The organism is Novosphingobium decolorationis, from assembly GCF_018417475.1.
Taxonomy (GTDB): domain Bacteria; phylum Pseudomonadota; class Alphaproteobacteria; order Sphingomonadales; family Sphingomonadaceae; genus Novosphingobium; species Novosphingobium decolorationis.
Genome location: NZ_CP054856.1, coordinates 3,001,692 through 3,025,501, shown reverse-complemented (window position 1 = coordinate 3,025,501; position 23,810 = coordinate 3,001,692). Strand labels below are relative to the sequence as shown.

The following is a 23,810-nucleotide window of genomic DNA, read 5'->3' as shown; positions in this document are numbered from 1 at the left end:
CGCGTCAGTACCTGTAGCCGATCTCGACACCCCAGGTGCGGGGCTGGCTCCAGGTCGCGCCGAAACCGAAGTTGTTGTACTGGACCTGGTTGACGTAGCGGCTGTCGGTCACGTTGTCGCCGAAGACGGCGAGGAAGAAGCGGCTTTCAGGGTCGTCCCACTGCGCGCGCAGCGCGAGGGTCTCATAGTCACCGCCCTGGAACTGGGTGCCCGACGGGCCGAAGAAGAACGAGGACGTGTAGTAGAAATTGCCCGACAGGGCGAGTTCGCCGCCAGCCAGCCCCACCTCCCAGCGCGCGCCCAGGTTGCCGGTGAACTCGGGCGTACGCTGCATGTCGACGTTCTTCAGATCGACCGGCACGTTAAGATAGGAGACACCGCCTGCCGCGCACGAGGCCGCAACATCCGGCCCGAAATCGGCGCAGGGCATGTAGACCGGGGCGCCCGGGAAGTCGGTGTAGCGGCCATGGACATAGGCGCCGCCCGCGGTGATCGAGAACCCGCCGCCCAGCCGCAAGGCAAGCGCAGCTTCCGCGCCGTAGATCTCGGCCTTGGCGGCGTTGATGATCTCGGCCCGGCCATCGGTAAAGAGCGAGACCTGCAGGTTGCGGTAGTCGTAGTAGAAGGCCGCCGCCTCGAAGCTGAGCAGTGCGCTCTCGGTCTTGAAGCCGATCTCGAAGGCATCGATGGTCTCGGGCGAGACATCGTTGCAGACGAAATCGGGCGGATTCTGGCACGAGCCGCCGACATCAAGGATCGCCGCCTTGTAGCCGCGCGCATAGGAGGCGTAGAGGCTGGTCGTATCGCTCGGCTTGTACCGCACCACAAGGCGCGGGGTGAAGCGATCACTCTTCACGTCGGCGACGTCGAAGGCCTCCTCCCCCACGTTGTAGAACGCTTGGGTGATCGTGTCGTGGGCATAGCGCAGGCCGCCCGTCACGAAGAGGCTGGGCGTGACCTCGTAAGTGAGGTCGACGAAGGCCGCGGTGCTGCGCGTGGGCGCGTCCGAACCGCCCAGGCGCACCCGGCCAAAGCCCAGCGGCACGGCGTTGTCCGCGTACGTCTTGTAGCGGTCCGAGTTGAACAGGTAGAACAGCCCCGCGGTATATTGCAGCGCCGGGCCGGGCCTGGAGGTCAGCAGGAATTCCTGCGTGAAGGTGCGGTTGAAGACCGGCAGGCCGTACTGGAAGATCGTCAGCGCGGTCTTGTCGAGATCGAGCGAGGCATCGACGTCCTGGTCGCGGTACTGGGTGAAGGAGGCGAGCTCGGCAAAGCCAAGGTCCGCCTCGAGCGTCAGCTGCACGATGTCGTTGTTGGTCGTGATGAAGCTGCGATCCGGCCCCGGCGCGTAGAAGTCGGGATCGGTGGTGTAGGTGGAGGGCGGCGCGAAGCTGGGCGCCCCGACTCCCAGCACATCGTCGACAAAGATGTTGTAGAGCAGCGGGCGCGGGTCGTCGGTCTCGACATGCTGGTAGCGCAGCTTGGCGGTGACATCCCCCAGATCGAGCTTCAGCCCCGTGCGCACCTGCCAGTTGCGGTAGCGCCGGTCGCGCGCGCCGCTTGCGATGTTGCGCTGGTAGGCCTTGCCGGTCGCGTAGTTGACTTCAAGGTCGAGCGCGAGGGTATCGGTCAGCCCTGTCGTGACGTAGCCTTGCGCGCGGATTGCCTCGAAGCTGGCGAGCGAGGCGCGAAATTCCATCGCCGGATCGACACTGGGATCGGCGGTCTCGACCAGGATCGCCCCGCCCGTGGTGTTGCGGCCAAAAAGCGTACCTTGAGGTCCTTTCAGAACCTGCACGCTGCGCACCCGAAGAAGGTCGAAGTCGGCCTCGGCCGGGTTGGGCGAATAGAAGCCGTCGACATAGATCCCGACATTCGAGCCGCCGCCCGAAGTGGTGATGCTGGTTCCCACACCGCGGATGGTGGGCTGGACGAACTGGCTCTGGCGATCAAAGCGCAGTGCAGGGACCATGCTCTGGATGCCCGAAAGCTCATTCGCGTTGGCGGTTTCCAGCATCCCGGCATCGAGCGCGGTGATCGAGATCGGCACGTCGACCTGCGCCTCGGCGCGGCGCTGCGCGGTCACGACAATGACCCGCTCGGCCTGCACGTCCGCATCCTGCGCCGCGACGGGCGCGGCGGCCAGCGCGAGCGGCAGGCATGACGCCGTTGCAAGAAAAGCCCTTCGGGTCCTCACACCCTTCTCCCCTTTCGGGCACGGCTCATGACAGGCGCGCGGCAGGCGCCTTCACGTCCATGCACTCTCTCAGGACGCGAGGTTAGAGCGGCCCCCGTGGCCTGTCACAAGGAAAGGGCAAAGTTCGCTCCGGCGATCACGCCGCGCTGTCAGGCCCCGGATCAGGCCAGACTGCAGGTAAGCTGGGCGTCGCGCAGTTCGTAACTCATCAGCTGCGAGTTCCAGATGATGTCGGGCGCGCGGGCCATTGCTATGCCCGGCACGCGCAGCAGCTGATCGATGAAGGTACGGGTCTCGTGGAGCGCCACCTGCCAGCCGGGACAGTGGTGCGGTCCATCGCCGAAGCTGAGGAATTCGGCCTTCTGCCCTTCGCGCCGGGCACGCTCGGCATCGATTGCATGGGGACAGGCGCCCACCGACTGCGCATCGCCATGGACCGCGCGAAGATCGATCGCGAGCCGCTCGCCGCCCGCAACCTCGCCCAGCGCCTGGTCGCACACGCCTGCCCCCGCGCGGCGGTAGAGCACCGAGGCAATCGGCTCGAGCCGCAGGATTTCCAGGAGGATCGCCATCTGCGCCTCCTCGTCCCCATCGAGGAATTGGCCGCGCAGCTCGGGATTGTCGAACAGGTGCCAGGCGACCATCACGATGAACTCGCGCGTCGTGACCATGCCCGCCGTCGCATAGGTCATGCACTCGATCAGGATCGCCTTGTCCGAATAGCCCTTGGCAAGGCACTGCGAGATGATGTCATCGCCCGGCTCGGCCCGCCGCCGCGCCACGGCCGGGCGCACATCGGCGTAGTAGAACCAGACGCCGTAGACGCTGCGGATGATCCGGTCGCGCAACTTGCCCAACCCCGTCGCCGGACTGAACGCGGTGCGCAGCAGGCACTGGAGGCGCGGCGCCATCCGGCTGGGCGAGGTCTCGGTCAAACCCACGATGTTGGCGGCCACCGCCACCGTCAGTTCAAAGGCGATGCGGTCGAGCCGGGCCGTACCGCTCGCGCGCAGATCATCGAGCAGACGCGCGGTCGTCTCCTCCATGATCGAGCGGTAGCGGGTCTGGATCGCCTTGGGCGTGAAGAAGCGGGCGATGGCCGCACGACGCTGCGCGTGCGCGGGCCCGTCCAGATAGAAGACAGGGACGTGTTCAGGGTTGCCCCCGGCCACATCCTCCGATCCCGGACCATCCTGCAGCAGGCCGGCGCTGCGCAGCGCGGCGCGCGATTCGCGCAAGCTCGCCAGCCGTCGCGCCTTGGCGTCGAGACGAAACCCCTCCTGCGCCACAGCGGCCGACTTGCGATGGTCCGCAAGAGCCTGTGCCTCCATCGTCCCTCTCCTCGCTCTTTATTATGATGCGCAAAGTATCATATCGAGACGAAGGCCCGTCAAGATCGGGGAAGCTACGAGGCGCGCCTCAGTAGCTGAAGGGGCGGGGCTGATCGGGGCCGGGATCGGGGACCTCGGCGCGCCAACGCACCGATCCGAAAGGCCGCATCAACCGCCGACGCAGCCGCGACCCGTCGCGCAGCGTATTGAAAGTCTCCACCTTTTCCTGAAGATCGAGGTCGGCCTGGGTGAAGCGGTTGCGCATGTGCAGATAGTCGCCCCAGGTCGGGCATTCGTAGCGCTCGACCCACAGCTGCGTGTCCGCGATATCGCGCGCGAGCGACCAGGCGAAACCGCCGTTGCGCCGCCGCGCCTTGCCCACGTCCTGCATCAGGCGGAAGAACTCGCGCGCATTCGCGGGCTCCACCCGGTAGTCGATCTCGATCTCGACCGGCCCGGAGCGCGCGGTCAGCCCCAGCGCCACCTCGGGGCTCTTGCCCAGCGACACCGGTGCGCGGCGGTCCTCGCCCTCATGCGCCATGGGCAGGACGAAGCCCAGCGCCACCGTCGCCGCCAGCGCCAGGCCCGAGACCAGCACCGTCGTCTGGAGGCCGAGCCCGTTGCTGATCGCGCCCCATCCGATCGAGCCCAGCGCGATGCCCCCCGTCACCGCCGAGGAATAGAGCGAGAGCGCACGCGCCGTGACCCAGCGCGGCGCCGAAAGCTGGACAGCCACGTTGAGCATCGCAAGCACCATCATCGTCCCCATGCCCTGAAGCAGGAAGCACGGTGCCGCGACCCAGATCGAGCGGCTATAGGCAATGCCGACAAGCGCGCCCGCGGTCACCAGCGTGCCGATCCGGATGGCGAGCTCGGGCCCCAGCCGCGCGCGCAGGGTCGCGGTCGAGAGCGAGCCCAGGATCGCACCGACACCGCCCGCGCCCAGAAGGACGCCATAGGACGCCGCGTCCCCCGCGAGTTGGTCGCGCGCGATCAGCGGGGCGAGCGCAGAGGCTGTCGCCACGCAGAAGCCGAAGAGGAAGACGCGCACGATGGCGTTGCGCACGCCGCCTGCGTGCAGTGCGAAGCGCATGCCCGAGACGAGCGCACGCCCCAGGCTTTCAGGTGGCAGGCGCGAGGCGGGTTGCTCGCGCTTCCAGAAATAGAAGGCGAGGAGGAAGGGAATGTAACCCAGCGCATTGGCCCCGAAGGCCACGTGCGCGCCCGCGGCCAGCACCAGGAAACCACCGATGGCAGGGCCAACCGAGCGCGCCAGGTTGAAGCTGACCGAACCCAGCGCGACTGCAGGAGGCAGGAGGCGGGGCGGGACCAGTTCGCTGATCGAGGCCTGCCAAGCCGGACCGAAGAGCGCAACGCCCGAGCCGATTGCGAAAATGAGGCCCAGCATCAGCCAGGGCGTGACCAGCCCCAGGAGCCCGCACAGCGCCATGACGCTGCCGCCAAGGCACGCAAAGGCCAGGCCGCACATGGCCACGACGCGCCTGTCGAACATGTCCGCGAGCGCGCCCGCCGGCAGCGCCACCAGCATGAGCGGCAGCATGAGCGCTGTCTGCACCCCGGCCACCATGGCCGGCGAATCGGTGAGCCGGGTCATTTCCCAGGCCGCCGCCACGCCCAGGATCTGGTGCCCGAGGTTGGAACACACGCTGCTCGACCAGATACGCCGGAAGGGTGCCACGGCCAGCGGCGCGAATGTCCCGGGCGGCGCCTGGGACGCGCTCACGGTACCTGCCATGGCGCCGGGCGCTGTCCCCTGCACGTCCTTCGCGTCCTCAGCCATCACCCCTGCCCCATTTCCAGCTCGCCCATCCCTGGTGCGCATTCTTGTTTGATCCTGCGATGATCCGGCCCTGTGCCTGACAGGTCCAGCCATATTCGACGCGCCATCGCCCGGGCGGAGATGTGCCCCGCACACGCGCCCGAGCCTTGGCCTATCCCGCCTGTGGTGCCAGACCAAGATGCACGCGCCTGCAGTCCGTCCAGCGGAAAAGGGGCGCGCGGCAGGGACCGCCAATTGCCAGGGGAGAACTTGCATGGCCGAGGCCTACATCATCGACGCGGTGCGCACGCCGCGCGCCATCGGGAAGACCGGCAAGGGCGCCTATTCGGGCCTCCACCCCCAGCACCTCGCCCGCACGGTGCTGGCCGCGCTGCGCGCGCGCAACAGCCTCGACACCGCCACCATCGACGACGTGATCTGGGGCACCAGCGCGCAGATGGGCCTGCAGGGCGGCGACCTGGGCCGCATGGCCGCACTCGATGCGGGCTACGACGTGACGGTCAGCGGCGTCACGCTCGACCGCTTCTGCGCCTCGGGCCTCACCGCCACCAGCCTTGCGGCGGGCCAGATCATGGCGGGCCTGGAAGACTGCGTGGTTGCCGGGGGCAGCGAGATGATGAGCCATGTCGTCGACTACGGCACGATGCTGCGCGAGAAGAAGGTGCACATTGCCGGGGGGCTTGGCACCAACAACCCCTCGCTCGATGCCCGCCACCCCCAGACCAACCAGGGCGTTGCCGCCGATGCCATTGCCGCGATGGAAGGGATCTCGCGCGCCGAGCTCGACGCCTTCGGGCTCGAAAGCCAGCGCCGCGCGGCACAGGCCATCGCACAAGGCCGCTTTGACGGCTCGCTCGCCTTCGTGACCGACGCAGACGGAAAGGTCCTGCTCGACCACGAGGAGTACCCTCGCCCCCAGACCACCGCCGAGGGCCTTGCCGAGCTGAAACCCGCCTTTGCCATGTTCTACGATCTGCCCGCCACGCGCGAAGGCACCAGTTTTGCCGGCCAGATCCGCAGGCGCTATCCCGATCTCGAGTTCACGCCCGTCCACCATGTCGGCACGTCCTCGGGCGTGGTCGACGGGGCCGCCGCGCTGCTCCTTGCTTCACCCGCATACGCCCGGGCCCATGGCCTCACACCGCGTGCGCGGGTGGTGACGGCGGTCAACATCGGCGATGATCCCACCCTGATGCTGAACGGGCCGGTGCCTGCCGCGCGCAAGGCGCTTGCCCGCGCCGGGCTCACCCCGGACGACATCGACGTGTGGGAAGTGAACGAGGCCTTCGCGGTCGTCGTCGAGAAGTTCATCCGCGATCTTGGCCTTGCGCGCGAGAAGGTGAACCCCAATGGCGGCGCTATCGCGCTGGGCCACCCCATCGGGGCGACGGGCGCGGTCCTCCTCGGCACCGCGCTCGACGAACTGGAACGCACCGGCGGGCGCTACGCCCTCGTCACGATGTGCGCGGCCGGCGGCATGGCCCCCGCGATCATCATCGAAAGGGTGTGAGCGGCTCGCTGCCCGCTTCGGCCTCGGCCACCTGCCCGGGCCTTCCGGATACGTCCGGGACGGACGGCCGCAAGGCCGCGCCCGACATGCTCAAGCGCGACGTGGCGCTCAAGATGGCGATCGTCTCGCGGCTCATGCGCAAGCACTTCGACGAGGCAATTGCCGAACTGGGCGTCACCCGCTCGCAATGGACGGTCATTGCCGTCGTCTCCTCGCGCCCGGGCGCCACGCAGCGGGTCATCGCCGAAGCACTGGAAATTTCGGAAGTCTCCGCCGGGCGCCTGGTCGACCGGCTGATCGCCGAGGGCATGGTCGAACGCAAACGCAAGCACGACGACCGCCGCGCCCACGCCATCTACCTGACGCCCAAGGGCCAGGAACTGACCGGCACGCTGAGCGATGTTGCGACGCTCAGCGAAGAGGCGACCTTTGCCGGCCTCTCCGACGAGCAACTGCGGCAGATCAATGCCACGCTCGAGGCGATCTCGGCGAACCTCGGGAACATCCAGTAGCAAGTCGGAAAGAAGAGCCGTCCTCACGGGCCATCGCCCTCGGGCTCCCCGAACTGTCTGGCGCACCATTCGCACGCAGCCTTGGCCTAGCCGAGCGAGATAGCCGTCTTTGGGATCGGCACGAAAAAGGGGCTGCCGAAGGATCGGCAGCCCATATCCGCCTGCGCGGATTCTCGGGGGCGTCAGCAAGGCCCCACGGGAGAAGACGCTTAACGGCCGGACACGACCTGCGAGCGGCTGAGCGTGGTGGCGAGCTTGCCGTCCTTTTCGATCAGCGTCTCGGCAGGAACGATGTGGCTCTGGCCATTGATGACGACCTGCGCATCGCCGTTCTCGCGCACGCGGAAGACCTGGCCGATACGCTTGCCGTCGCTGTAGATCATCGAGCCCTTGCGCGCCTCGACCGCCGGAGCCTGGGCCTGCGTGCCCTGCGCGACCTGAACGATCGCGGCGGCGCTGGTGGTGGCCTCTTCCTGGGAGGTGGCGGCCTGCGCGCTGAGCGGCAGGAACGCAGCGGCGGCGCAGAGCGATGCGAGCATCTTGGTGTTCATCATGGACCTCACTTTGGTTTGGACCTGCTGGTCCGCGTTGGGATCTGGTAGCGAGATCTGTCTGGCGCCTCGCCCCGAAAAGATAAGCAAGGTTAGTATCAAGTGAGGCAAAATGTCAACCTAGCTTGGTATTTCTTTGTGCAACTGCGAATGCAATTTTCGCAAACCGGCTTAGCAAGCCCAAAGCTGACACCGAGAAAGAAGCTCGCAACGTTCTGAAATGAAATCGGGAAACGAGCGCCTGCGCCTCCCCGACCGGGTCAGCGCGGCGGCATCCGGATCGCGCCGTCGATGCGAAATCCTTGCGCGTTGAGGTAGCTGTTCCCGGCAATCTCGACGACGAGACTGGCAAATTCCTCGGGGCGCCCCAGCCGCTTGGGGAAGGGAACAGACGCGTTGAGCGCGTCCCACATCTTGGCGTTGAAGTCCTTGAAGCGCAGCATCGGAGGCGTCGCGAAGATGCCCGGCATGATCGAATTGACCCGGATCCCCAGGTCCATGAGATCGCGCGCCATGGGCAGGACAAGCCCGTTCACCCCTGCCTTGAGAGAGCCATAGGCGACCTGTCCGACCTGCCCGTCCTGCGCGGCCGCGCTGGAGGTGAGGATGATCGCACCGCGCTCGCCGTCCTCGCCGAGCGGGTCGCTTGCCGCCATGCCGAGCGCCGCGATCGAGGCCACGCGGTAGCTCGCGACCAGGATACCCTCGGCCGAGAAGGCATAGTCCTGGGTGCTGAGACGCTTCCACGCGCCGGTTTCCTTGTCCCGGCTCACCGTCTTGCCGCCCTTGGCGACCATCGCGCAGTGAACCAGCACACGCTCCTGCCCGTGCGCGGCGCGCGCGGCGGCAAAGCCCGCCTCCACGCTGTCCTCGTCGAGGATGTCGACCTTGTGGAAGGTCCCGCCGATGGACGCGGCGACTTCAGCGCCCGCCTCTTCGTTGAGGTCGAAGATCGCCACCTTCACGCCCTTGGCCGCGAGCGCCTGCGCGCTTGCCCGGCCAAGCCCCGAAGCGCCGCCCGTCACGATCGCACTCGTCGCGCTGCCCAGTTCCATCTGCTGCTCTCCCACGTCCGGATGTTGCCTTTGCCGTCCTGCTTGCGGGGACCACCGTGCGAAATCCACCGGAGCGGCGGGATATCGCCACGGCGCGTGCGCCGGCCCGCGCTATCGTTGGAGCGATGATCGCGCCTCGCAGCCCCCCGAAAGGGTGACGCTGCGCCGCCGCCGCCTTATCCCTGAAGCCAAGACAGAAACGGGGAGACGTGCAGATGGCGAGAGTCATGGAAGGTGTGAGAGTGCTCGAGGTGGCACAGTTCACGTTCGTCCCCGCGGCAGGGGCCGTCCTCGCCGACTGGGGGGCCGACGTCATCAAGATCGAGCACCCGGTGCGCGGCGATACGCAGCGCGGCTTCCTCAACATGGGCGGTGTCACTCTCGATCCGCAGCGCCACACCCTGTTCGAGCATCCCAACCGCGGCAAGCGCTCGGTCGGCGTCGACTTCACCACCCCCGAGGGCCAGGAAGTTCTCTACGAACTGGCGAAACACTGCGACGTGTTCCTGACCAACTACCTCCCCAAGCACCGCCGCAAGTACAATTTCGATGTCGAGCACATCCGCCGGGCCAACCCCAATATCATCTACGCGCGCGGCAGCGCCTGGGGCGACAAGGGGCCCGAACGCGAACTGGGCGGCTTTGACGGCACCGCCTTCTGGAGCCGCAGCGGCATCGCCGACTGCATGACACCCACCGAGATGGACGGCCCGCTCAGCCAGGGCATCCAGGCCTTCGGCGATTCGATCGGGGGCATGTTCATCGCAGGCGGCATCTCGGCCGCGCTGTTCCACCGCGAACGCACGGGCGAAGCCAAGGAGCTCGACGTCTCGCTGCTCTCGACCGCGACCTGGGCGGCGGGCGCCAACATGGCCCAGGCCCTTGAGACCGGGATCATCACCCGCAACCCGATGCCCAGTTCCGGCGGCAACGCGCGCAATCCCTTCATGGGCAATTTCCGCACGAGCGACGGGCGCACGATCAACTTGTGCATGGTGAGCCCGACCGGATTGATCGAGGATACCTTCGCCCACGTCGGCTGCCCCGAGGCGGCTCAGGACCCGCGCTTTGCCGACCCCCTGAGCCTCATCACGAACGCCGCAGCGGCCAGTGCGATCCTCGTCGAAGCCTTCGCCGCGCAGCCCTTCGCCTACTGGCGCGAGCACCTGCGCACGATGAAGGGCCAGTGGGCGCCGATCCTCAACCTCCTCGAACTCGCCGAGGAGGAACAGGTCCAGGCCAACGATCACATCCTCGAAGTGGAGGCCGCCGACGGCAGCAACAAACCGCTCAAGCTCTCGCGCAGTCCGGTCGAATGGGACCACGAACCCATCACCACCACGCGCTCCCCCCAGGCCAGCGAGCACACCGAACTGGTGCTGATGGAACTGGGCCTGGAATGGGAGCGCATCGAACAGTTGAAGGCGACAGGCGCCATCGCCTGATCCCCGCCCCACCCCCGACGCCGGGCCGCCAGCGGCCTTGCGCAGCAAGCACGACAGGAACAAGCCATGAAACCCGGAACCCGCCTCAAGAGCGCGACCTGCGATACCGAAGTGATGGTCATCCGTGCCGGACAAGGCACCATCGAGTGCGGCGGTGCCCCCATGGCCGAGGACAAGCAGAGTGTGGGCGAGCCTGCCGCCGATCACGCGGGAGGTACACTCATCGGCAAGCGCTACGTCGATGCCGACGCCGCCTTTGAACTGCTCTGCGTGAAACCGGGCAAGGGTTCGCTCGCGGTCGACGGCACGCCGCTCGTCACCAAGGATGCGAAGCCCCTTCCGGCCTCGGACTGAACGAAAGGCCCCCGCGCGATGAACATCGCCCTCTTCCTCGAGATGGCCGCGCAGGCCGCCCCCGAACGCACCGCGCTGGTGTGCGACGGCGCACGTTTCACCTACGCCGAACTCTTCGCCGCCGCGCAAGGCGCGGCGAGCACGATCCGCCAGTCGGGCGCAGAATATGTCGCGCTGCTCGACGAATCGAGCGAGGCCGCCGTGCTCGCGCTCTTCGGCGCGGCTCTGGCAGGCGTGCCCTATGTGCCGCTGAACTATCGCCTGGCCGACCCTGACCTTGCCGCGCTGCTCGCCCGGATCACACCCTGCCTGCTGGTGGGCGATGCCGCGCGGGCTGGGACGCTCTGCGAAGACCCGGCCAATACCCTGCTGGAACGGGCCGCGTTCGTCGCCGCCGCACGTGCGGCACCGCCGCTGGAAGACGCCGATCCGGGGCTCGGCGTTGCCGTCCAGCTTTTCACCAGCGGCACGACCGGAGCGCCCAAGGCCGCGATCCTGCGCCACACCAATTTGTCGAGTTACGTGATCGGCACCGTCGAGTTCGGTTCGGCCGAAGACGACATGGCCCGGCTCGTCACCGTCCCGCCCTACCACATTGCCGGGATTGCCGCGCTGCTGACCTCGATCTACGCGCAGTGTCGGATCGTGCTCCTGCCCGCCTTCACCCCCGAGAGCTGGCTTGATCTGGTCGCCAGGGAGAAGGTCACCCACGCGTTCGTCGTGCCAACCATGCTCGCCCGCGTTGTCGAGGCCATCCGCGCAGGGACGCCGGGCGATGTGTCCTCGCTGCGCGCCCTTTCCTATGGTGGAGGCAAGATGCCGCGCGAGCTCATCGAGGCCGCTCTGGACCTCTTTCCCGAAACCGCCTTCACAAACGCCTATGGGCTTACCGAAACGAGTTCGACCATCGCGCTGCTTGGCCCCGAAGACCACCGCGCGGCGAAAGCCTCCGAAGATCCAAAGGTGCGCGCCCGGCTCGCCTCGGTCGGTCGCCCGCTTCCCACCATCGAGCTGGAGATCCGCGACGAGGACGGCACGGTTCTGGGTCCCAACCAGGCGGGCGAGATCTTCGTGCGCGGCGAGCAGGTTTCGGGCGAATACAAGGAACGCTCCGCGCTCACCCCCGATGGCTGGTTCCCGACACGCGATGCAGGCTATCTCGACGAGGAGGGCTATCTCTTCCTCTCGGGCCGCGCGGACGATGTGATCGTGCGCGGCGGCGAGAACATCTCGCCCGGCGAGATCGAGGACGTCCTGCTCACCCACCCTGCAATTGCCGACGCCTGCGCAACCGGCGTGCCCAGCCTCGAATGGGGCGAAGCGGTCGGGATCGCCATCGTCACCGCACCTGATTGCGACTGCCCGCCCCACGACGAGCTGTGTCAGCTGGTGCGCGCCCGCTTGCGCTCCAGCCGCGTGCCCGAGCGCACGCTGGTGGTCGAGACCCTCCCCTACAACGAGATGGGCAAGCTCCTGCGCCGCGAGGTGAAGGGCTGGTTCGGCGCGTGAAGCCGTGATCGCGCCCGCCATCCCGCTGACGCACTGGGCGCAGGGCCAGCTTGATGCCCTCGCCGCGCTCGCCCCGGGCGCGGCCCTTCCTGAGGCCGGAGCCCTGCTCGCCGAACGCGCCATGCTGCATGGTCTGACGGTGCCGGGAGACGTTTCCTGCCGGGGCGGCTGCCGCTTTCATCGCACCCGCGATGGTTGGGTGGCGCTCAATCTCGCGCGGCCGAGCGACCAGGAATTGCTGCCCGCGCTCTTCCACACCGACGCGCCCGTCGATCTTGCCTCCGGCTTCGCGCTGCTGGACGAGGCCGAGGCGGTCGCACGCGGGCGCCTCCTGGGCATGGCCATAGCGGGCCTTTCCGAGCGCCCCGCCTCCCCCGCGCTTGCCGCCAGCGCGTTGGGCCATGACCGACCGGTACCTTATCGCCCGCCGCGCGTGCTCGACCTCTCCGCGCTCTGGGCCGGTCCCCTCGCCGCGCGCCTCCTGCGCCTGTGCGGCGGCGAGGTCACGCGCATCGAGAGCCGGGGCCGCGAGGACCGCCTGCGCGAAACCGACCCCTGCCATTTCACCCGCCTCGCCGAGAGCAAGCGCACCGTCGCGCTCGACCTGCGCACCGCTGCGGGCCGCGACCGGCTCACCCAGCTGATCGCACAGGCCGACATCGTGATCGAGGCCGCCCGGCCGCGCGCGCTGCGCCAGCTTGGGGTCGACGCCGAAGCCCTCGTGCGCGCGCGGCCCGGCCTCGTCTGGCTGACCATCACCGGGCACGGGATAGCTGGCGAGGCGGCCAACTGGGTGGGCTTTGGCGACGACACCAGCGTGGCCGGGGGCCTCTCGGCCCGGCTGCACGCGCAGACCGGCCAGGTCGGCTTCGTCGGCGATGCCATTGCCGACCCGCTCACCGGCATCGTCGCCGCCCGCGCCGCGCTCGAACGCTATCGCACCGGACACGGCGGCCGCCTGATCGTCGCCATGAGCGGCCTTGTCGCAGAGGCCGTGGCCCAGGATCCGCACCTATCGCAGGACCTCGTTGCCTGGAACGCGCGACGCGGCCAGCCGATCCTCGCGCCCGAGGTGGTCCCATGCTGATCCGCAATGCCCGGATTGCCTCGGGTTCCATCGATGGCCCGCGCGCCGATGTCCGTATCGCAGACGGCCGGATCACCGCCATCGGCGCCCTATCTCCCCTGCCGGGCGAGTCCATTCTCGAGGCGAAGGGCGGCGCGCTCCTGCCCGGTCTGCACGACCATCACATCCACCTTGCCGCAAGCGCCGCGGCTGTCCACTCGGTGCCTTGCGGCCCTCCCGAAGTGGACGACGCCGCAACCCTGCAACGCGTCCTTCGCGCCGCGCCGGGCTCCGACTGGCTTCGCGGCACCGGCTACGACGAGGCGGTTGCGGGAATGCTCTCGCGCCACCAGCTCGACGCATGGCTGCCGACCCGTCCGGTGCGCATCCAGCACCGAACCGGGCGCATGTGGTTCCTCAACAGCGCCGCGCTTGCGCAGCTCCTGGAGCGCGCCGCCCCGCCGCCGGGTCTGGAGCGCATCGACGGCAACTGGACAGGACGCCTCTTCGACGAAGACTCCTGGCTTCGCACCACCCTTGCCGCCAGCCCCCCCGACCTCACCGCGTTGGGCGCGCGTCTGACGGCGGGGGGCATCACCGGCGTGACCGACATGTCGCCCGCCAACGCGCGCGATACCGTAGCCTGGCTACACGCCGCACGCACGGCCGGCTTTGCCCCTGCGATCATGGTCGCGGGAACGCCGGGCCTGAGCGATGTCCCCCTCCCTCCCGGGCTGACCCTGGGCCCGGTCAAGCTTCACCTTCACGAAAACGCCCTGCCCGATCTGGATGCGGTGACGCAGACGGCGCGAGCCGCCCATGCGCGGGGCCGGGCGGTCGCGATCCACTGCACCACCGAAGTCGAACTGGTCTTCGCACTCGCTCTTCTGCGCAGCGCCGGCCCACGCCCCGGCGACCGCATCGAACACGCCGGGATCGCGCCCGATCCGCTCATCGCGCAGATCGCCGAGCTGGGCCTGCAGGTGGTGAGCCAGCCCGCCTTCATTGCCGAGCGGGGCGACCGCTACCGCGCCGACGTCCCCGCGTCCGACTGGCCACACCTCTACCGCCTGCGCGCCTTTCGCGAGGCAGGCGTAACCCTCGCGGCAGGAAGCGATGCCCCCTACGGCACGCTCGACCCCTGGGCCGCCATGCGTGCGGCCTGCAGCCGGCAAACCCGGGCGGGCAAGGTCCTCGGCCTGGACGAGCGCCTCTCGCCCGAAGAGGCGCTCGACCTGTTCCTGGCCGATCCGGCCGACCTTGCGCGCAGGCGTCGCATCACCGTGGGCGCCCCGGCTGACCTGTGCCTGCTCGATCGCCCCTGGCAAGTGGCCCGCAAGGTCCTCGACGCCGCCATGGTCCGCGCCACCCTGATTGCCGGACGACTAGTGCACGAGCGCATCGACACACGAGTCGGCAAGGCCCCAGGCGAGCGCTGTCTCCACGCCAATGCGGCGGCCGGATAGGACCATGAGCGCGGTGCGCTGACGGCCGATCCGGCGCGACAGCGACACGCATCCGCCTGCTCCTGGCAGCAGCCCCATCGCCAGTTCCGGCAAGTGGAAGATCGCGTCCCGGCGCGCCTCGATACGCCCGAAGGCGGCAAGTTCCAGCGAGGCGCCAACGCACAGGCCCTGCACCCGACTGACCAGCCGCTCGCCGCAGCGCACCGCCGCAAGGGCGGGCAGCGTCTGCATCCGGATGGCATGGGCCCGGGCCGGATCGCGCGTGGTCCCGAACTCGGCCAGATCCGCCCCCACCCCGAACGTGCGCCCCCCGCCGCGCAGCTCCACGCGCGCGATGGTGGGATCGAGAACCGCCAGGTCCAGCGCCTCGCGAAGGGCATCGCGCAGCGGGGCATCGATGGCGTTGTGGGTCCCGGGCCGGTCCATTTCCAGGTGCAGCACATCGTCCTTGCGCGTGACGTGGAGCCGTCCTGCCGGATGATCTTTTGGAGCGGTGCGTCCTTCGGCGAGCCACCGGGCGTGTGTCAACGGCGGAGCAAAAGTCGGCCATGGGGCGGCGTAAAACCAGGCCATCGTGTTACACGCCGGGGGGAGTGGCGTGAGGGCGTAGCCCGAGGGCCACTCCCCCCGGCATTGGCTTGCTTTTCAGGGTCTGATTTTGGCCTTGCGGGCCCGGCTGTGAGCGAGGCGATAGCTTTCGCCGTTCATCTCGAGGATGCTGACGTGATGGGTCAGGCGATCGAGGAGCGCGCCTGTGAGACGCTCGGATCCGAAGGTTTCGGTCCATTCGTCGAAGGGCAGGTTGCTGGTGATCAAGGTGGAGCCGCGTTCGTAACGCTGGGAGATCAGCTCGAACAGCAGTTCGGCGCCGGTCTTGGAGAGCGGTACGAAGCCCAGTTCGTCGATGATGAGCAGTTTGTATCCGACCATCTGCTTCTGGAAGCGCAGGAGACGCCGCTCGTCGCGCGCCTCCATCATTTCGCTGACCAGCGCCGCCGCAGTGGTGAAGCCCACCGACAGCCCTTTCTGGCATGCTGCCAGTCCGAGCCCCAACGCTACGTGCGTCTTTCCGGTGCCCGATGGCCCCAGAGCGATGGCGTTCTCACGCCGCTCGATCCACTCGCAGCGCGCCATCTCGAGCACCTGCATCTTGTTGAGCCTGGGGATGACGGTGAAGTCGAAGCTGTCGAGGCTTTTGACGGCGGGGAAGCGCGCGGCCTTGATGCGCCGCTCGACCATACGACGCTCCCTGTCGATCATCTCCATCTCGACAAGGCGGGCGAGGAAGCGGATATGATCGACGCCTTCAGCGGCACATTGCCGGGCGAGCTTGTGGTGCTCTCGCAGGCACGTAGGCAGCTTGAGTGCCTTGAGATTGTGAGCGAGAAGAAGCTCCGGGGTCTGATCGCTCATGCGGCCTCCTGCTGGTCGGAGAGCAGGCTCAGATAGGCTCTGGCAAAGGTCTTCTCGACCGTTGTGCGTGGCAGGAAGGGATAGACGTCCGTGTCCAGCCCGGCGGTACGCGTTCGACCCGGCACAGGGCGAGGTGCTTGACGGCATCGAAGCCGATGGCGCCAAGATCAATGGCCTGTTCCACCGCCGCCTGGAGATCGGCGAGGGTGAACGTTTCCAACAGGCGCAGCACCTGTACATATTCACGCCTGCCATGCTTGTGCATGCGGCCTTCCATCAACCGCTGCAGTGTCGTGAACGCTTCGGGCAAATCCCAGCCCTGCAAAGGCGCGGCACGGTCGAATGCGTTGATCTTCTGCTCGATCAGCGGGAGATAGTGGAGCGGGTCGAAGATAACCTCCTCGCGGGCATAACAACGAGGATGACGGGCGATGACTTCGCTGCGGCAGCCGACCACCACCTCATCGACATAGGCCCTGATCCAGACCTCCTGATGGCCCCGTGCCACCGGAACCGAATAATCGTTGGTCCTGTAGCGCACCAGGGATTGCGAGGAGACCCGCCCGCTCGTCTGATCGCAGGCCTCGAAGGGTGTAGCGGGCAGAGGCTGCATGGCTGCCAGATCGCGTTGCAAGCGCTCACCGATCGTCTCGCTCTGTCCGCGCACCTTGTCCTGCTGGCGCTTGCGGCATTGCTCCTCCAGCCATAGGTTGAAGGCCTCCCGTGTCGGGAACTTCGGGATCGGCACCATGAAATTGCGGCGGCAGTAACCAACCAGCCCTTCCACATTGCCTTTCTCGTTCCCCTTGCCCGGGCGGGCATAGCGGTCGCGGATCACGTAATGCGACAGGAAAGCGCTGAACAGCGTGGCACGCTTACGCGTGCCGTCTGGCAGGATCTTCGCCACAAGGCAGCGATCGTTGTCATAGACGATCGAGCGCGGCACCGCGCCGAAGAACGCGAAGGCATGAACGTGTCCGTCCACCCGGCCTCCGCCACCGCCGCCGGATAGGCCCGCACATAGCAGGCATCACTGTGCGGCAGATCGAGTGCGAAGAAGTAGGCCTTCTGCTGCACCCCGCCGATCTCCACCAGCGCTTCCCCGAAATCGGCCTGCGCATCCCCCGCCGGGTGGGCCAGCGGCACGAACATCTCCCGGCTGCGTTGCTCACGCTCGCGGATGTAATCCTTGATGATCGTATAGCCGCCGGTGAAACCATGCTCGGCGCGCAAGCGGTCGAATACCCGCTTCGCCGTATGGCGCTGTTTGCGCGGGACGCAGCGGTCCCCTTCAAGCCATCCATCAATGATCGCCACAAACCCGTCCAGCTTCGGACGCTGCGGGACAGATTGACGCCGGTAACCCGGTGGCGATGAAAACGACAGCATCTTGCGCACCGTGTCGCGCGACACATTGAAACGCTTCGCCGCCGCCCGCTGGCTCATGCCATCCGCGCAAGCCAAACGGACCTGAAGATAAAGTTCCACGCTGTAGATCCCCACACCTCCCTGACTTGGCAGAAAGGCTTCAAGGTGGACGACTTTTACGCCGCCCGCAGCAGGACTATCCCGCCGCTAGCGTGGTCGAATATTGCTCCGCCGTTCTCACGCCATTGGCGCGCGTTACGATTTCAACGGCACCGAGGAAATCTACTTCAACATCCAGAAGAACATGCGCAACTTCGGCACCGCGCCGTGGGGCCAAGGCAGCCAGGCCGCGTTCGACTACTTCAAGGATGTGGGCCGTCCCGAAACGTCCTGGACCTACGAAGCGGGCCTGCGCAGCCACCACGTGTTCCCCGGCTCGTTCCTCAGCTCGCTCGACGCGCAGATCAACTATTACCACGTCGACTTCTCCAACCGCCTGCTTTCGATCAGCACGACGGTCGGCGGCCTTGGCGGCGGCTCGATCACCGGCGGCACCAGCACGCTGTTCAACGTGGGCGGCGTGAAGACCGACGGCGTCGATGCCTCGATCACGCTGGGCCTGGGCTCGATCTTCTCGATCTACAACGCGTTCTCGTTCAACAGCTCGCGCTATGGTAGCGACTACACCGATGGCACGAACGTCTTCGCAACCGACGGCAAGCAGGTCCCGGGCAGCCCGAAGTGGATGAACAAGACCATGATCTCGGCCAACTTCGGCCCGATCGATGCGCAGATCGAGGGCCAGTACATCGGCAAGCGCTACGCCACCTACACCAACGACGGCGTGGTCGACTCCTACTACATGGCCAACGCCCGCATTGCCTTCGACCTTGCCGGCTACATCCCGCTCGAAAAGGCCTCGGTCTCGCTCAACGTGACCAACCTGTTCGACGAGAAGGGCGCCTCGACCATCAGCGTCGGCCGTCCGACGGCCTCCTACGCCACCTACCCGCTGGCCCCGCGCCAGTGGTTCCTGACCTTCACCGCAGGTATCTGAACATGAACGACACCACACTGTCGCGCAGGACCCTCCTGCGCGCCGGTGCCGGCGCGGCCCTTGCGGGGGCCGCGCCTGGTGCGTTGGAGGCCCGGGCGCAGACACCCGTCCCGGCCCCGCGCACGGCCCCGGCAAAACCCCTCCTCATCAGCCACCGCGGTTCCTCGGCGCTGCGGCCCGAGCACACGCTGGCCTCCTACGCCAAGGCGATCGAGGACGGCGCCGACTTCGTCGAGCCCGACCTTGTCGCGACGAAGGACGGCGTGCTCATCGCCCGGCACGAAAACAACATCGCCGACACCACCGACGTCTCCAAGCGCCCGGAATTCGCGGATCGCAAGGCGACGCGCACCATCGACGGGCAGAACGTAACGGGCTGGTTCACCGAAGATTTCACTCTCGACGAGATCAAGTCCCTGCGCGCAGTCGAGCGCCTTCCGGTTGAAATGCGTGGGCAAAGCCACACGTACGACGGCCAGTTCCAGCTCCTGACACTCGCCGAGATCGCCGACTTCGTGGGCGCCGAGGCCGCCGCACGCGGGCGCACCATCGGGCTCATTCCCGAACTCAAGCACCCGACCTACTTTCGTGGAATCGGCCTGCCCCTGGAAGAACGCTTCCTCGCGGCGGTGGAGGCCAGCCACTTCCTCCAGACCGCCCCCGTCATCGTGCAGAGCTTCGAGGTGTCCAACCTCCAGTGGCTGCGCCCCCGCATCGCAGGACAGAGCAACATCGAGCTGCTGCAACTGACCCTGCCGATGAACGTGCGCCCGACGGATCTGGCCCCCACGGGCAAGGGCATGACCTATGCCCAGATGCACACGCCCGAAGGCCTTGCGAAACTTCGCGGCTATGCGGACTGGGTCTCGCCCATCCTGCAGTCGATCATTCCCTTCGGCACGATGGACGGCAAGCCCGGCCCTCTCGGCACGCCGACGGCTCTGGTCCGCGACGCACATGCTGCCGGGCTCAAGGTCTCGACCTGGACGTTCCGCCCGGAAAACGTCTTCCTGCCCACCGACTACCGCGGCGAAGGCGGCGAGGCGGCGCGCCACGACGAAGGTTCGGTCCGCATGATGCAGGCCTATATCGCAACCGGCATCGACAGCTTCTTCACCGACGATCCCGCTCTGGGTCGCCGTGCCATCGACACGATGCCGAAGGAATAAAGCTACGATTCAAGGGGCCATCGCCCCTTGACCCCGGAATCGGCGACCTCACCTTTCTCAAGCCACAGCGCGCTCGGAAGGTGAGGTCGACCGTTCGGGGAGCCCGAGGGCGATGGCCCTCGGATCCATCTTTCTAGATGTTCCCGTACCCTTCCGGCAGCGGCTGCACGACCGGCTCCGAGACATAACGGATCGTCGGCTCCACGGGCGTTGCAATGGCCGCGGGTGCGGCAGGCTCGGGCGTCTCAGGGGTTTCGATCAGCTCCGGCGTATCCTGGGGCTCACTGCCTGCGGTCGGCATCATGCGGCCATAGACCGGCACGACATCGGGCATGATCCGACCGTGCAGCGCCTCGATCTCGGCCTCGCGCTGGCGCAGGTAGAGTTCGCGATAGGTCGCGTAAGGGTTGTCGGTATCGCGGATGCGGTTGATCTCGTCGTCGAAGGCCGCGCGTTCGCCCAATTGCGCCAGCGTGATCATCGGGATCGCCACCTCGGGCTTGGTAAAGGGCTTGCCCAGCATGGCGGGCGAGGCCAGCCGGTCGATCGAATCGCCGATGAGGTCGCGCACCGTCGTCGGGCCGATGATCGGCAGATACATGTAGGGCCCCGGCCCGACGCCATAGTACCCCAGCACATTGGCCAGGCCATTGGGCCGGTAGGGCAGGTTGAAGGGCTTGCGCTTGGCCACATCGATGATGCCGGCGAGGCCCAGCGTCGAATTGATGAGGAAGCGCCCTGCCGTCTCCAGCGCCTTGCCCGGCTTCAATTCCAGCATGTAGGCCGCAAAGACCACCGGCTCCTGGAGGTTGGAGAAGACATTGCGCAGGCCTTCGCGCACCGGATGCGGGATGCCCTTGTTGTAGGCCTTGGCGACCGGCTCGACGACCGCCTTGTCAACCGACTGGACGACCTGGAACGAGGTTTCGTTGATCGCCTCGAGCGGATCGCCCGGAGGCGCACCGGGGCGGCGAGTCACGATGATTTCCGAACCTTCGAGCCCCTGATCGCCCGTTTGCGCATCGGACGCACCGGGTTCGTCCGTAACCGTTTCGGGCGCGGCGAGAGGCGCCTGTTCGGCTTGCGGCATTGCCTCCTGCGCGGCCGGGACAGGCGTGTCCTCGGGTCCCTGCGCGACCGCCTGGGGGATGGCGGAGCCGATCATCAACGCGGCGGCAGCGGCCGTCAGGCTCATGGGTATCGTCCTTGTCTGGCGGCTCATGCCCGCGTTCGCACAGCGATGGGCCGGATAGTCGGGCCACGGCTTCGGGGGTGAAGCGTAGCACACATGGGGGAAGTGCCTACCCGGCTATGCGCGAAGCCCCCGTTCGTCAATTGCCCGGGTCAAGTGAGACGACGTTCCCGGCACGGCCTGTCGATTTCACGCAACACACGCCAAAGACCGCATGCGGTGTGTGCGGCAAGCCTGCAACGTGCGCCTTCCGTTTTGCCCCTACTCCCGCGCAATCTTTTCAAGTCCGCACGCAGTTAAGGGGCAGCATCGATTGCAGATTGATGCCATAAGTCCAGTTCCTGATACGAAATACACCTAGAGGAGAGCAGGTGCTTTCGGCCAGATATCTTGTCCGCTCCGGACTTCGCCCGGACTTCGTTTCCTTTCACGCCCTGCGCACCATTGGCCTTGCGGCCCTGCTTCTGCTCGCTGTCGCTGTGGCTCTTGGCATCCCGCCCGCCCGGGCCGCTGCGCAGGACGAGGGCGAGGCCGCCGTCGCCGCGCTCATGGAAGATCTGGCCGGACACACCCGTCAGGCCCAGGCCCTTCTCCAGCGCACGCCCGACACCGATCAGACCGCCCAGCTGCGCGCCCTGCGCGCCGATCTTGCCGCGGACCGTGACCGGGCCGTGGCGCTCGCCAACGACGGATCGCTCGACCTGCGCATTCTCGAAGCGCAGATTGAGGGGCTGGGCGAGCCGCCCGCCGAAGGCGAAAGCGAACCGGAAAGCGTGACCGAGGAACGCGCCCGGCTGCAAGCCACGCTCAGCAAGCTGATGCGCCCCACGCTGCGCCTGCAGAACGCACAGGCCCGCGCCGCCGTGCTGGTCTCCGAGCTCGACGCACGCCTCGCCTCGCTGAACAAGCAGCGCCTTTTCTCCCACGACGTGTCCCCACTCGACCCGCGCCAGTGGATTCGCGCGGGCGGTGAACTCATGGAAGCCTATGCCACCGCGCAGGCCCGCACCCGTGAGTTTCGCCGGGAACAGGGCGAGGTCTCCATTGCAGGCATGATCGCGGTGAGCCTCGCCGTCATCGTGGGCGTGCCCATGCTTGGCCTGCTTGGCTGGAAGTGGCTCTCGGCCCTTGTCGACCGGCGCCGGGCACGGGCCACCTCGATCGCGAGCAAGCTTGCCTGGACGCTCGCGCTCGATGCCAGCGCCACTGTTGTATTCGCCATCATTCTTGCCATTTGCGTCACCACTGCACTCCTGATTCTCCTGCCCCTCATGCCCAAGGACATGGTCCTGGGTATCGTCCCCTCCCTCATCGGGGCGGGCGGCCTTATCGCGGTCGGCCGTTGGCTGGGCCGGGGCGCGGTCCTTTCCCCCTTCCCCCAGCTGCGCCTTATCTCGCTTCCCGAAGAGGACGGCGCGAGCGCCAATCGCACCATCCAGCGCCTGACGATCCTGCTCGCGCTGATCTCGGTACTCAGCAGCCTGGAAAACCACGGCGCAGTGGGGGCCAATGTGTCCCACGTCCTCTCCGCACTCTTCGCGGTGATCGGCGCATGGCTGCTGTGGCACCTCTCCAGCGCCTTCCAGAAGGCCCGGATCGAGGCCGATGCGCAGAGCGTGGCGACCCACGAGGCCATCGACTTCGCCACCCCCATCTCCCGCCTGATGCGCCTGTTCGGCGCGGCCTCGGTGCTTGCCGCGCTGGTGGGCTATGCCATGCTCGCGCGCTTCCTCTTCGCCTCGACGCTGATCAGCCTCGCGGTCATCGGCATCGCGATCTACTTCCACCGCTCGATCGCGCTGGTGACCGGCCTGCTCGCCACCGGAAAGCTGCACGCCTACCGCCGCGCGCTCCACTTCGTGCCGCTGGCGGCCGGTTTCCTCCTGACGCTGCTGGTGCTCCCGATCATCGCGATGATCTGGGGTTTCAGCGGCGCGGAGATTTCCGACGGCATCCTGCTCCTGCGCAACGGCGTGGACCTTGGCGAGGTGCGCCTCTCGATCGGCGATGTCGCGACCTTTGCGGCAGTCTTCTTCCTGGGCTTCTTCATCACCCGCTGGCTGCAGCGCTTCCTCAAGGTGACGGTGCTGCCCGAGTTCGCGATGGACGCGGGCGCCGAGGCTGCGCTTCTTACCTTCCTGGGGTATCTGGGGATCACGCTCGCCGCGCTGATCGCCATCGCGACGACCGGGCTCGACCTCTCCAACCTTGCCTTCGTGGCGGGCGCGCTTTCGGTTGGGCTGGGCTTTGGCCTGCAGTCGGTGGTCGAGAACTTCACCAGCGGCATCCTCCTTCTCATCGAGCGTCCGGTGAAGGTCGGCGACTGGATCGAGGTGGGTGACAACTCGGGCATCGTGCGCAAGATCGCGGTGCGCTCGACCCATATCGAGACCTTCGACCGCCACCAGATCATCGTCCCCAACTCGCAGCTGATCGCGGGCGTGGTGAAGAACCGCAGCTTCTCGTCCGGTCCCTCGCGCGTGGTCGTGCCGATAGGGGTCGCCTACGGCACCGACCTCGAACGCGTGCGCGAGGTCCTGCTCGACATTGCGGCACAGGACGAGGGCGTGCTGCCCTATCCCGAGCCCGTGGTGATCATGTCCGGGTTTGGCGACAGTTCGCTTGACCTCAGGCTCCAGGCCTTCGCCTCCGATGCCATCGAGGCCTTCCAGGCCGGCTCGCGCATGAACTTCACGATTGCCCGCCGCTTCACCGACGAGGACATCGAGATCCCCTTCCCGCAGCGCGACCTGCACCTGCGCACGGTGCCCGGAACCATGATGCCTCCGGGCGCGAGCCTGCCCTCTGGCTGAC

At 67.2% G+C, this 23,810-nt stretch carries 18 protein-coding genes and 1 pseudogene; 10 read left to right on the top strand and 9 right to left on the bottom strand.

Going from position 1 to position 23,810, the window contains the following annotated elements; genetic code table 11:
• Window positions 1-4: 4 nt before the first annotated feature.
• From HT578_RS14180 to HT578_RS14170, 3 genes are all read right to left on the bottom strand, one after another.
• Window positions 5-2,197 (bottom strand): TonB-dependent receptor, encoded by a 2,193-nt coding sequence (locus HT578_RS14180; protein ID WP_213500169.1) that lies wholly within the window; start codon window positions 2,195-2,197, stop codon window positions 5-7.
• Window positions 2,198-2,358: 161 nt separating this feature from the next.
• The gene (locus HT578_RS14175; RefSeq protein WP_213500167.1) at window positions 2,359-3,528 is read right to left on the bottom strand and encodes a cytochrome P450; all 1,170 of its coding nucleotides are present in this window, start codon (window positions 3,526-3,528) and stop codon (window positions 2,359-2,361) included.
• 88 nt (window positions 3,529-3,616) lie between these two features.
• A complete protein-coding gene (locus HT578_RS14170; protein WP_239026299.1) occupies window positions 3,617-5,329 on the bottom strand; it encodes an MFS transporter in 1,713 nt (570 codons plus the stop codon).
• A 253-nt stretch (window positions 5,330-5,582) separates the two neighbouring features.
• On the opposite strand from HT578_RS14170, the gene HT578_RS14165 reads away from it, so the two are divergent.
• Both HT578_RS14165 and HT578_RS14160 read left to right on the top strand, forming a co-directional pair.
• A complete protein-coding gene (locus HT578_RS14165; RefSeq protein ID WP_213500165.1) occupies window positions 5,583-6,839 on the top strand; it encodes an acetyl-CoA C-acetyltransferase in 1,257 nt (418 codons plus the stop codon).
• Window positions 6,836-7,351 carry a MarR family winged helix-turn-helix transcriptional regulator gene (locus tag HT578_RS14160; protein ID WP_239026298.1) on the top strand — a complete coding sequence of 172 codons (516 nt, stop codon included), beginning with the start codon at window positions 6,836-6,838 and terminating at the stop codon, window positions 7,349-7,351. The genes HT578_RS14165 and HT578_RS14160 overlap by 4 nt, the downstream gene beginning before the upstream one ends.
• 209 nt (window positions 7,352-7,560) lie before the next feature.
• Here the strand turns inward: HT578_RS14160 and HT578_RS14155 are convergent, their stop codons facing one another.
• Together HT578_RS14155 and HT578_RS14150 are read right to left on the bottom strand one after the other, a co-directional pair.
• A complete protein-coding gene (locus HT578_RS14155; RefSeq protein ID WP_144400861.1) occupies window positions 7,561-7,905 on the bottom strand; it encodes a hypothetical protein in 345 nt (114 codons plus the stop codon).
• A 257-nt stretch (window positions 7,906-8,162) separates the two neighbouring features.
• Window positions 8,163-8,957 (bottom strand): SDR family oxidoreductase, encoded by a 795-nt coding sequence (locus HT578_RS14150; protein ID WP_213504355.1) that lies wholly within the window; start codon window positions 8,955-8,957, stop codon window positions 8,163-8,165.
• 215 nt (window positions 8,958-9,172) lie between these two features.
• Between HT578_RS14150 and HT578_RS14145 the strand changes: the two genes are divergently transcribed.
• From HT578_RS14145 to HT578_RS14125, 5 genes are all read left to right on the top strand, one after another.
• Window positions 9,173-10,402, top strand: coding sequence for a CaiB/BaiF CoA transferase family protein (locus tag HT578_RS14145; RefSeq protein WP_213500163.1), 1,230 nt, complete (start codon window positions 9,173-9,175; stop codon window positions 10,400-10,402).
• A 66-nt stretch (window positions 10,403-10,468) separates the two neighbouring features.
• On the top strand, window positions 10,469-10,756 hold the full coding sequence (locus HT578_RS14140; RefSeq protein WP_039389536.1) for a hypothetical protein: 288 nt from the start codon (window positions 10,469-10,471) through the stop codon (window positions 10,754-10,756).
• 18 nt (window positions 10,757-10,774) lie between these two features.
• The gene (locus tag HT578_RS14135) at window positions 10,775-12,265 is read left to right on the top strand and encodes a class I adenylate-forming enzyme family protein (RefSeq protein ID WP_213500161.1); all 1,491 of its coding nucleotides are present in this window, start codon (window positions 10,775-10,777) and stop codon (window positions 12,263-12,265) included.
• A 4-nt stretch (window positions 12,266-12,269) separates the two neighbouring features.
• Window positions 12,270-13,352 carry a CoA transferase gene (locus tag HT578_RS14130; protein ID WP_213500159.1) on the top strand — a complete coding sequence of 361 codons (1,083 nt, stop codon included), beginning with the start codon at window positions 12,270-12,272 and terminating at the stop codon, window positions 13,350-13,352.
• Window positions 13,346-14,797 carry an amidohydrolase family protein gene (locus HT578_RS14125; protein WP_213500157.1) on the top strand — a complete coding sequence of 484 codons (1,452 nt, stop codon included), beginning with the start codon at window positions 13,346-13,348 and terminating at the stop codon, window positions 14,795-14,797. The genes HT578_RS14130 and HT578_RS14125 overlap by 7 nt, the downstream gene beginning before the upstream one ends.
• Here HT578_RS14125 and HT578_RS14120 read toward each other — a convergent pair.
• The 3 genes and pseudogenes from HT578_RS14120 to istA all read right to left on the bottom strand — a co-directional run bounded on the left by HT578_RS14120 (window position 14,717) and on the right by istA (window position 17,698).
• Window positions 14,717-15,325, bottom strand: coding sequence for an enoyl-CoA hydratase/isomerase family protein (locus HT578_RS14120; RefSeq protein ID WP_239026297.1), 609 nt, complete (start codon window positions 15,323-15,325; stop codon window positions 14,717-14,719). The genes HT578_RS14125 and HT578_RS14120 overlap by 81 nt on opposite strands.
• A gap of 117 nt (window positions 15,326-15,442) precedes the next feature.
• A complete protein-coding gene (gene istB / locus HT578_RS14115; protein ID WP_213500153.1) occupies window positions 15,443-16,210 on the bottom strand; it encodes an IS21-like element helper ATPase IstB in 768 nt (255 codons plus the stop codon).
• Window positions 16,207-17,698, bottom strand: a pseudogene (gene istA, locus HT578_RS14110) (IS21 family transposase). The gene istB and the pseudogene istA overlap by 4 nt, the downstream one beginning before the upstream one ends.
• Before the next feature lie 103 nt (window positions 17,699-17,801).
• Between istA and HT578_RS14105 the strand changes: the two are divergent.
• Both HT578_RS14105 and HT578_RS14100 read left to right on the top strand, forming a co-directional pair.
• Entirely contained in the window at window positions 17,802-18,635 is an 834-nt protein-coding gene (locus tag HT578_RS14105; RefSeq protein ID WP_213500150.1) for a porin family protein, read from the top strand.
• Between the two features lie 2 nt (window positions 18,636-18,637).
• Window positions 18,638-19,804: a glycerophosphodiester phosphodiesterase family protein gene (locus tag HT578_RS14100; protein ID WP_213500148.1), complete on the top strand. Its 1,167-nt coding sequence runs from the start codon at window positions 18,638-18,640 to the stop codon at window positions 19,802-19,804.
• 133 nt (window positions 19,805-19,937) lie between these two features.
• Here the strand turns inward: HT578_RS14100 and HT578_RS14095 are convergent, their stop codons facing one another.
• Window positions 19,938-20,999, bottom strand: a complete 1,062-nt coding sequence (locus HT578_RS14095) for an MlaA family lipoprotein (protein WP_213500146.1) — start codon at window positions 20,997-20,999, stop codon at window positions 19,938-19,940.
• A 368-nt stretch (window positions 21,000-21,367) separates the two neighbouring features.
• Between HT578_RS14095 and HT578_RS14090 the strand changes: the two genes are divergently transcribed.
• Window positions 21,368-23,809, top strand: a complete 2,442-nt coding sequence (locus HT578_RS14090) for a mechanosensitive ion channel family protein (protein WP_213500144.1) — start codon at window positions 21,368-21,370, stop codon at window positions 23,807-23,809.
• The last annotated feature ends 1 nt before the right edge of the window (window position 23,810 follow it).

What these genes read in the sequence shown, in the direction of transcription:
- HT578_RS14175 (WP_213500167.1), bottom strand. Translation starts at nt 3,528, where the DNA reads ATGGAGGCACAGGCTCTTGCGGACCATCGCAAGTCGGCCGCTGTGGCG.
- HT578_RS14170 (WP_239026299.1), bottom strand. Translation starts at nt 5,329, where the DNA reads ATGGCTGAGGACGCGAAGGACGTGCAGGGGACAGCGCCCGGCGCCATG.
- HT578_RS14165 (WP_213500165.1), top strand. Translation starts at nt 5,583, where the DNA reads ATGGCCGAGGCCTACATCATCGACGCGGTGCGCACGCCGCGCGCCATC.
- HT578_RS14155 (WP_144400861.1), bottom strand. Translation starts at nt 7,905, where the DNA reads ATGATGAACACCAAGATGCTCGCATCGCTCTGCGCCGCCGCTGCGTTC.
- HT578_RS14150 (WP_213504355.1), bottom strand. Translation starts at nt 8,957, where the DNA reads ATGGAACTGGGCAGCGCGACGAGTGCGATCGTGACGGGCGGCGCTTCG.
- HT578_RS14145 (WP_213500163.1), top strand. Translation starts at nt 9,173, where the DNA reads ATGGCGAGAGTCATGGAAGGTGTGAGAGTGCTCGAGGTGGCACAGTTC.
- HT578_RS14140 (WP_039389536.1), top strand. Translation starts at nt 10,469, where the DNA reads ATGAAACCCGGAACCCGCCTCAAGAGCGCGACCTGCGATACCGAAGTG.
- HT578_RS14135 (WP_213500161.1), top strand. Translation starts at nt 10,775, where the DNA reads ATGAACATCGCCCTCTTCCTCGAGATGGCCGCGCAGGCCGCCCCCGAA.
- HT578_RS14125 (WP_213500157.1), top strand. Translation starts at nt 13,346, where the DNA reads ATGCTGATCCGCAATGCCCGGATTGCCTCGGGTTCCATCGATGGCCCG.
- istB (WP_213500153.1), bottom strand. Translation starts at nt 16,210, where the DNA reads ATGAGCGATCAGACCCCGGAGCTTCTTCTCGCTCACAATCTCAAGGCA.
- HT578_RS14100 (WP_213500148.1), top strand. Translation starts at nt 18,638, where the DNA reads ATGAACGACACCACACTGTCGCGCAGGACCCTCCTGCGCGCCGGTGCC.
- HT578_RS14095 (WP_213500146.1), bottom strand. Translation starts at nt 20,999, where the DNA reads ATGAGCCTGACGGCCGCTGCCGCCGCGTTGATGATCGGCTCCGCCATC.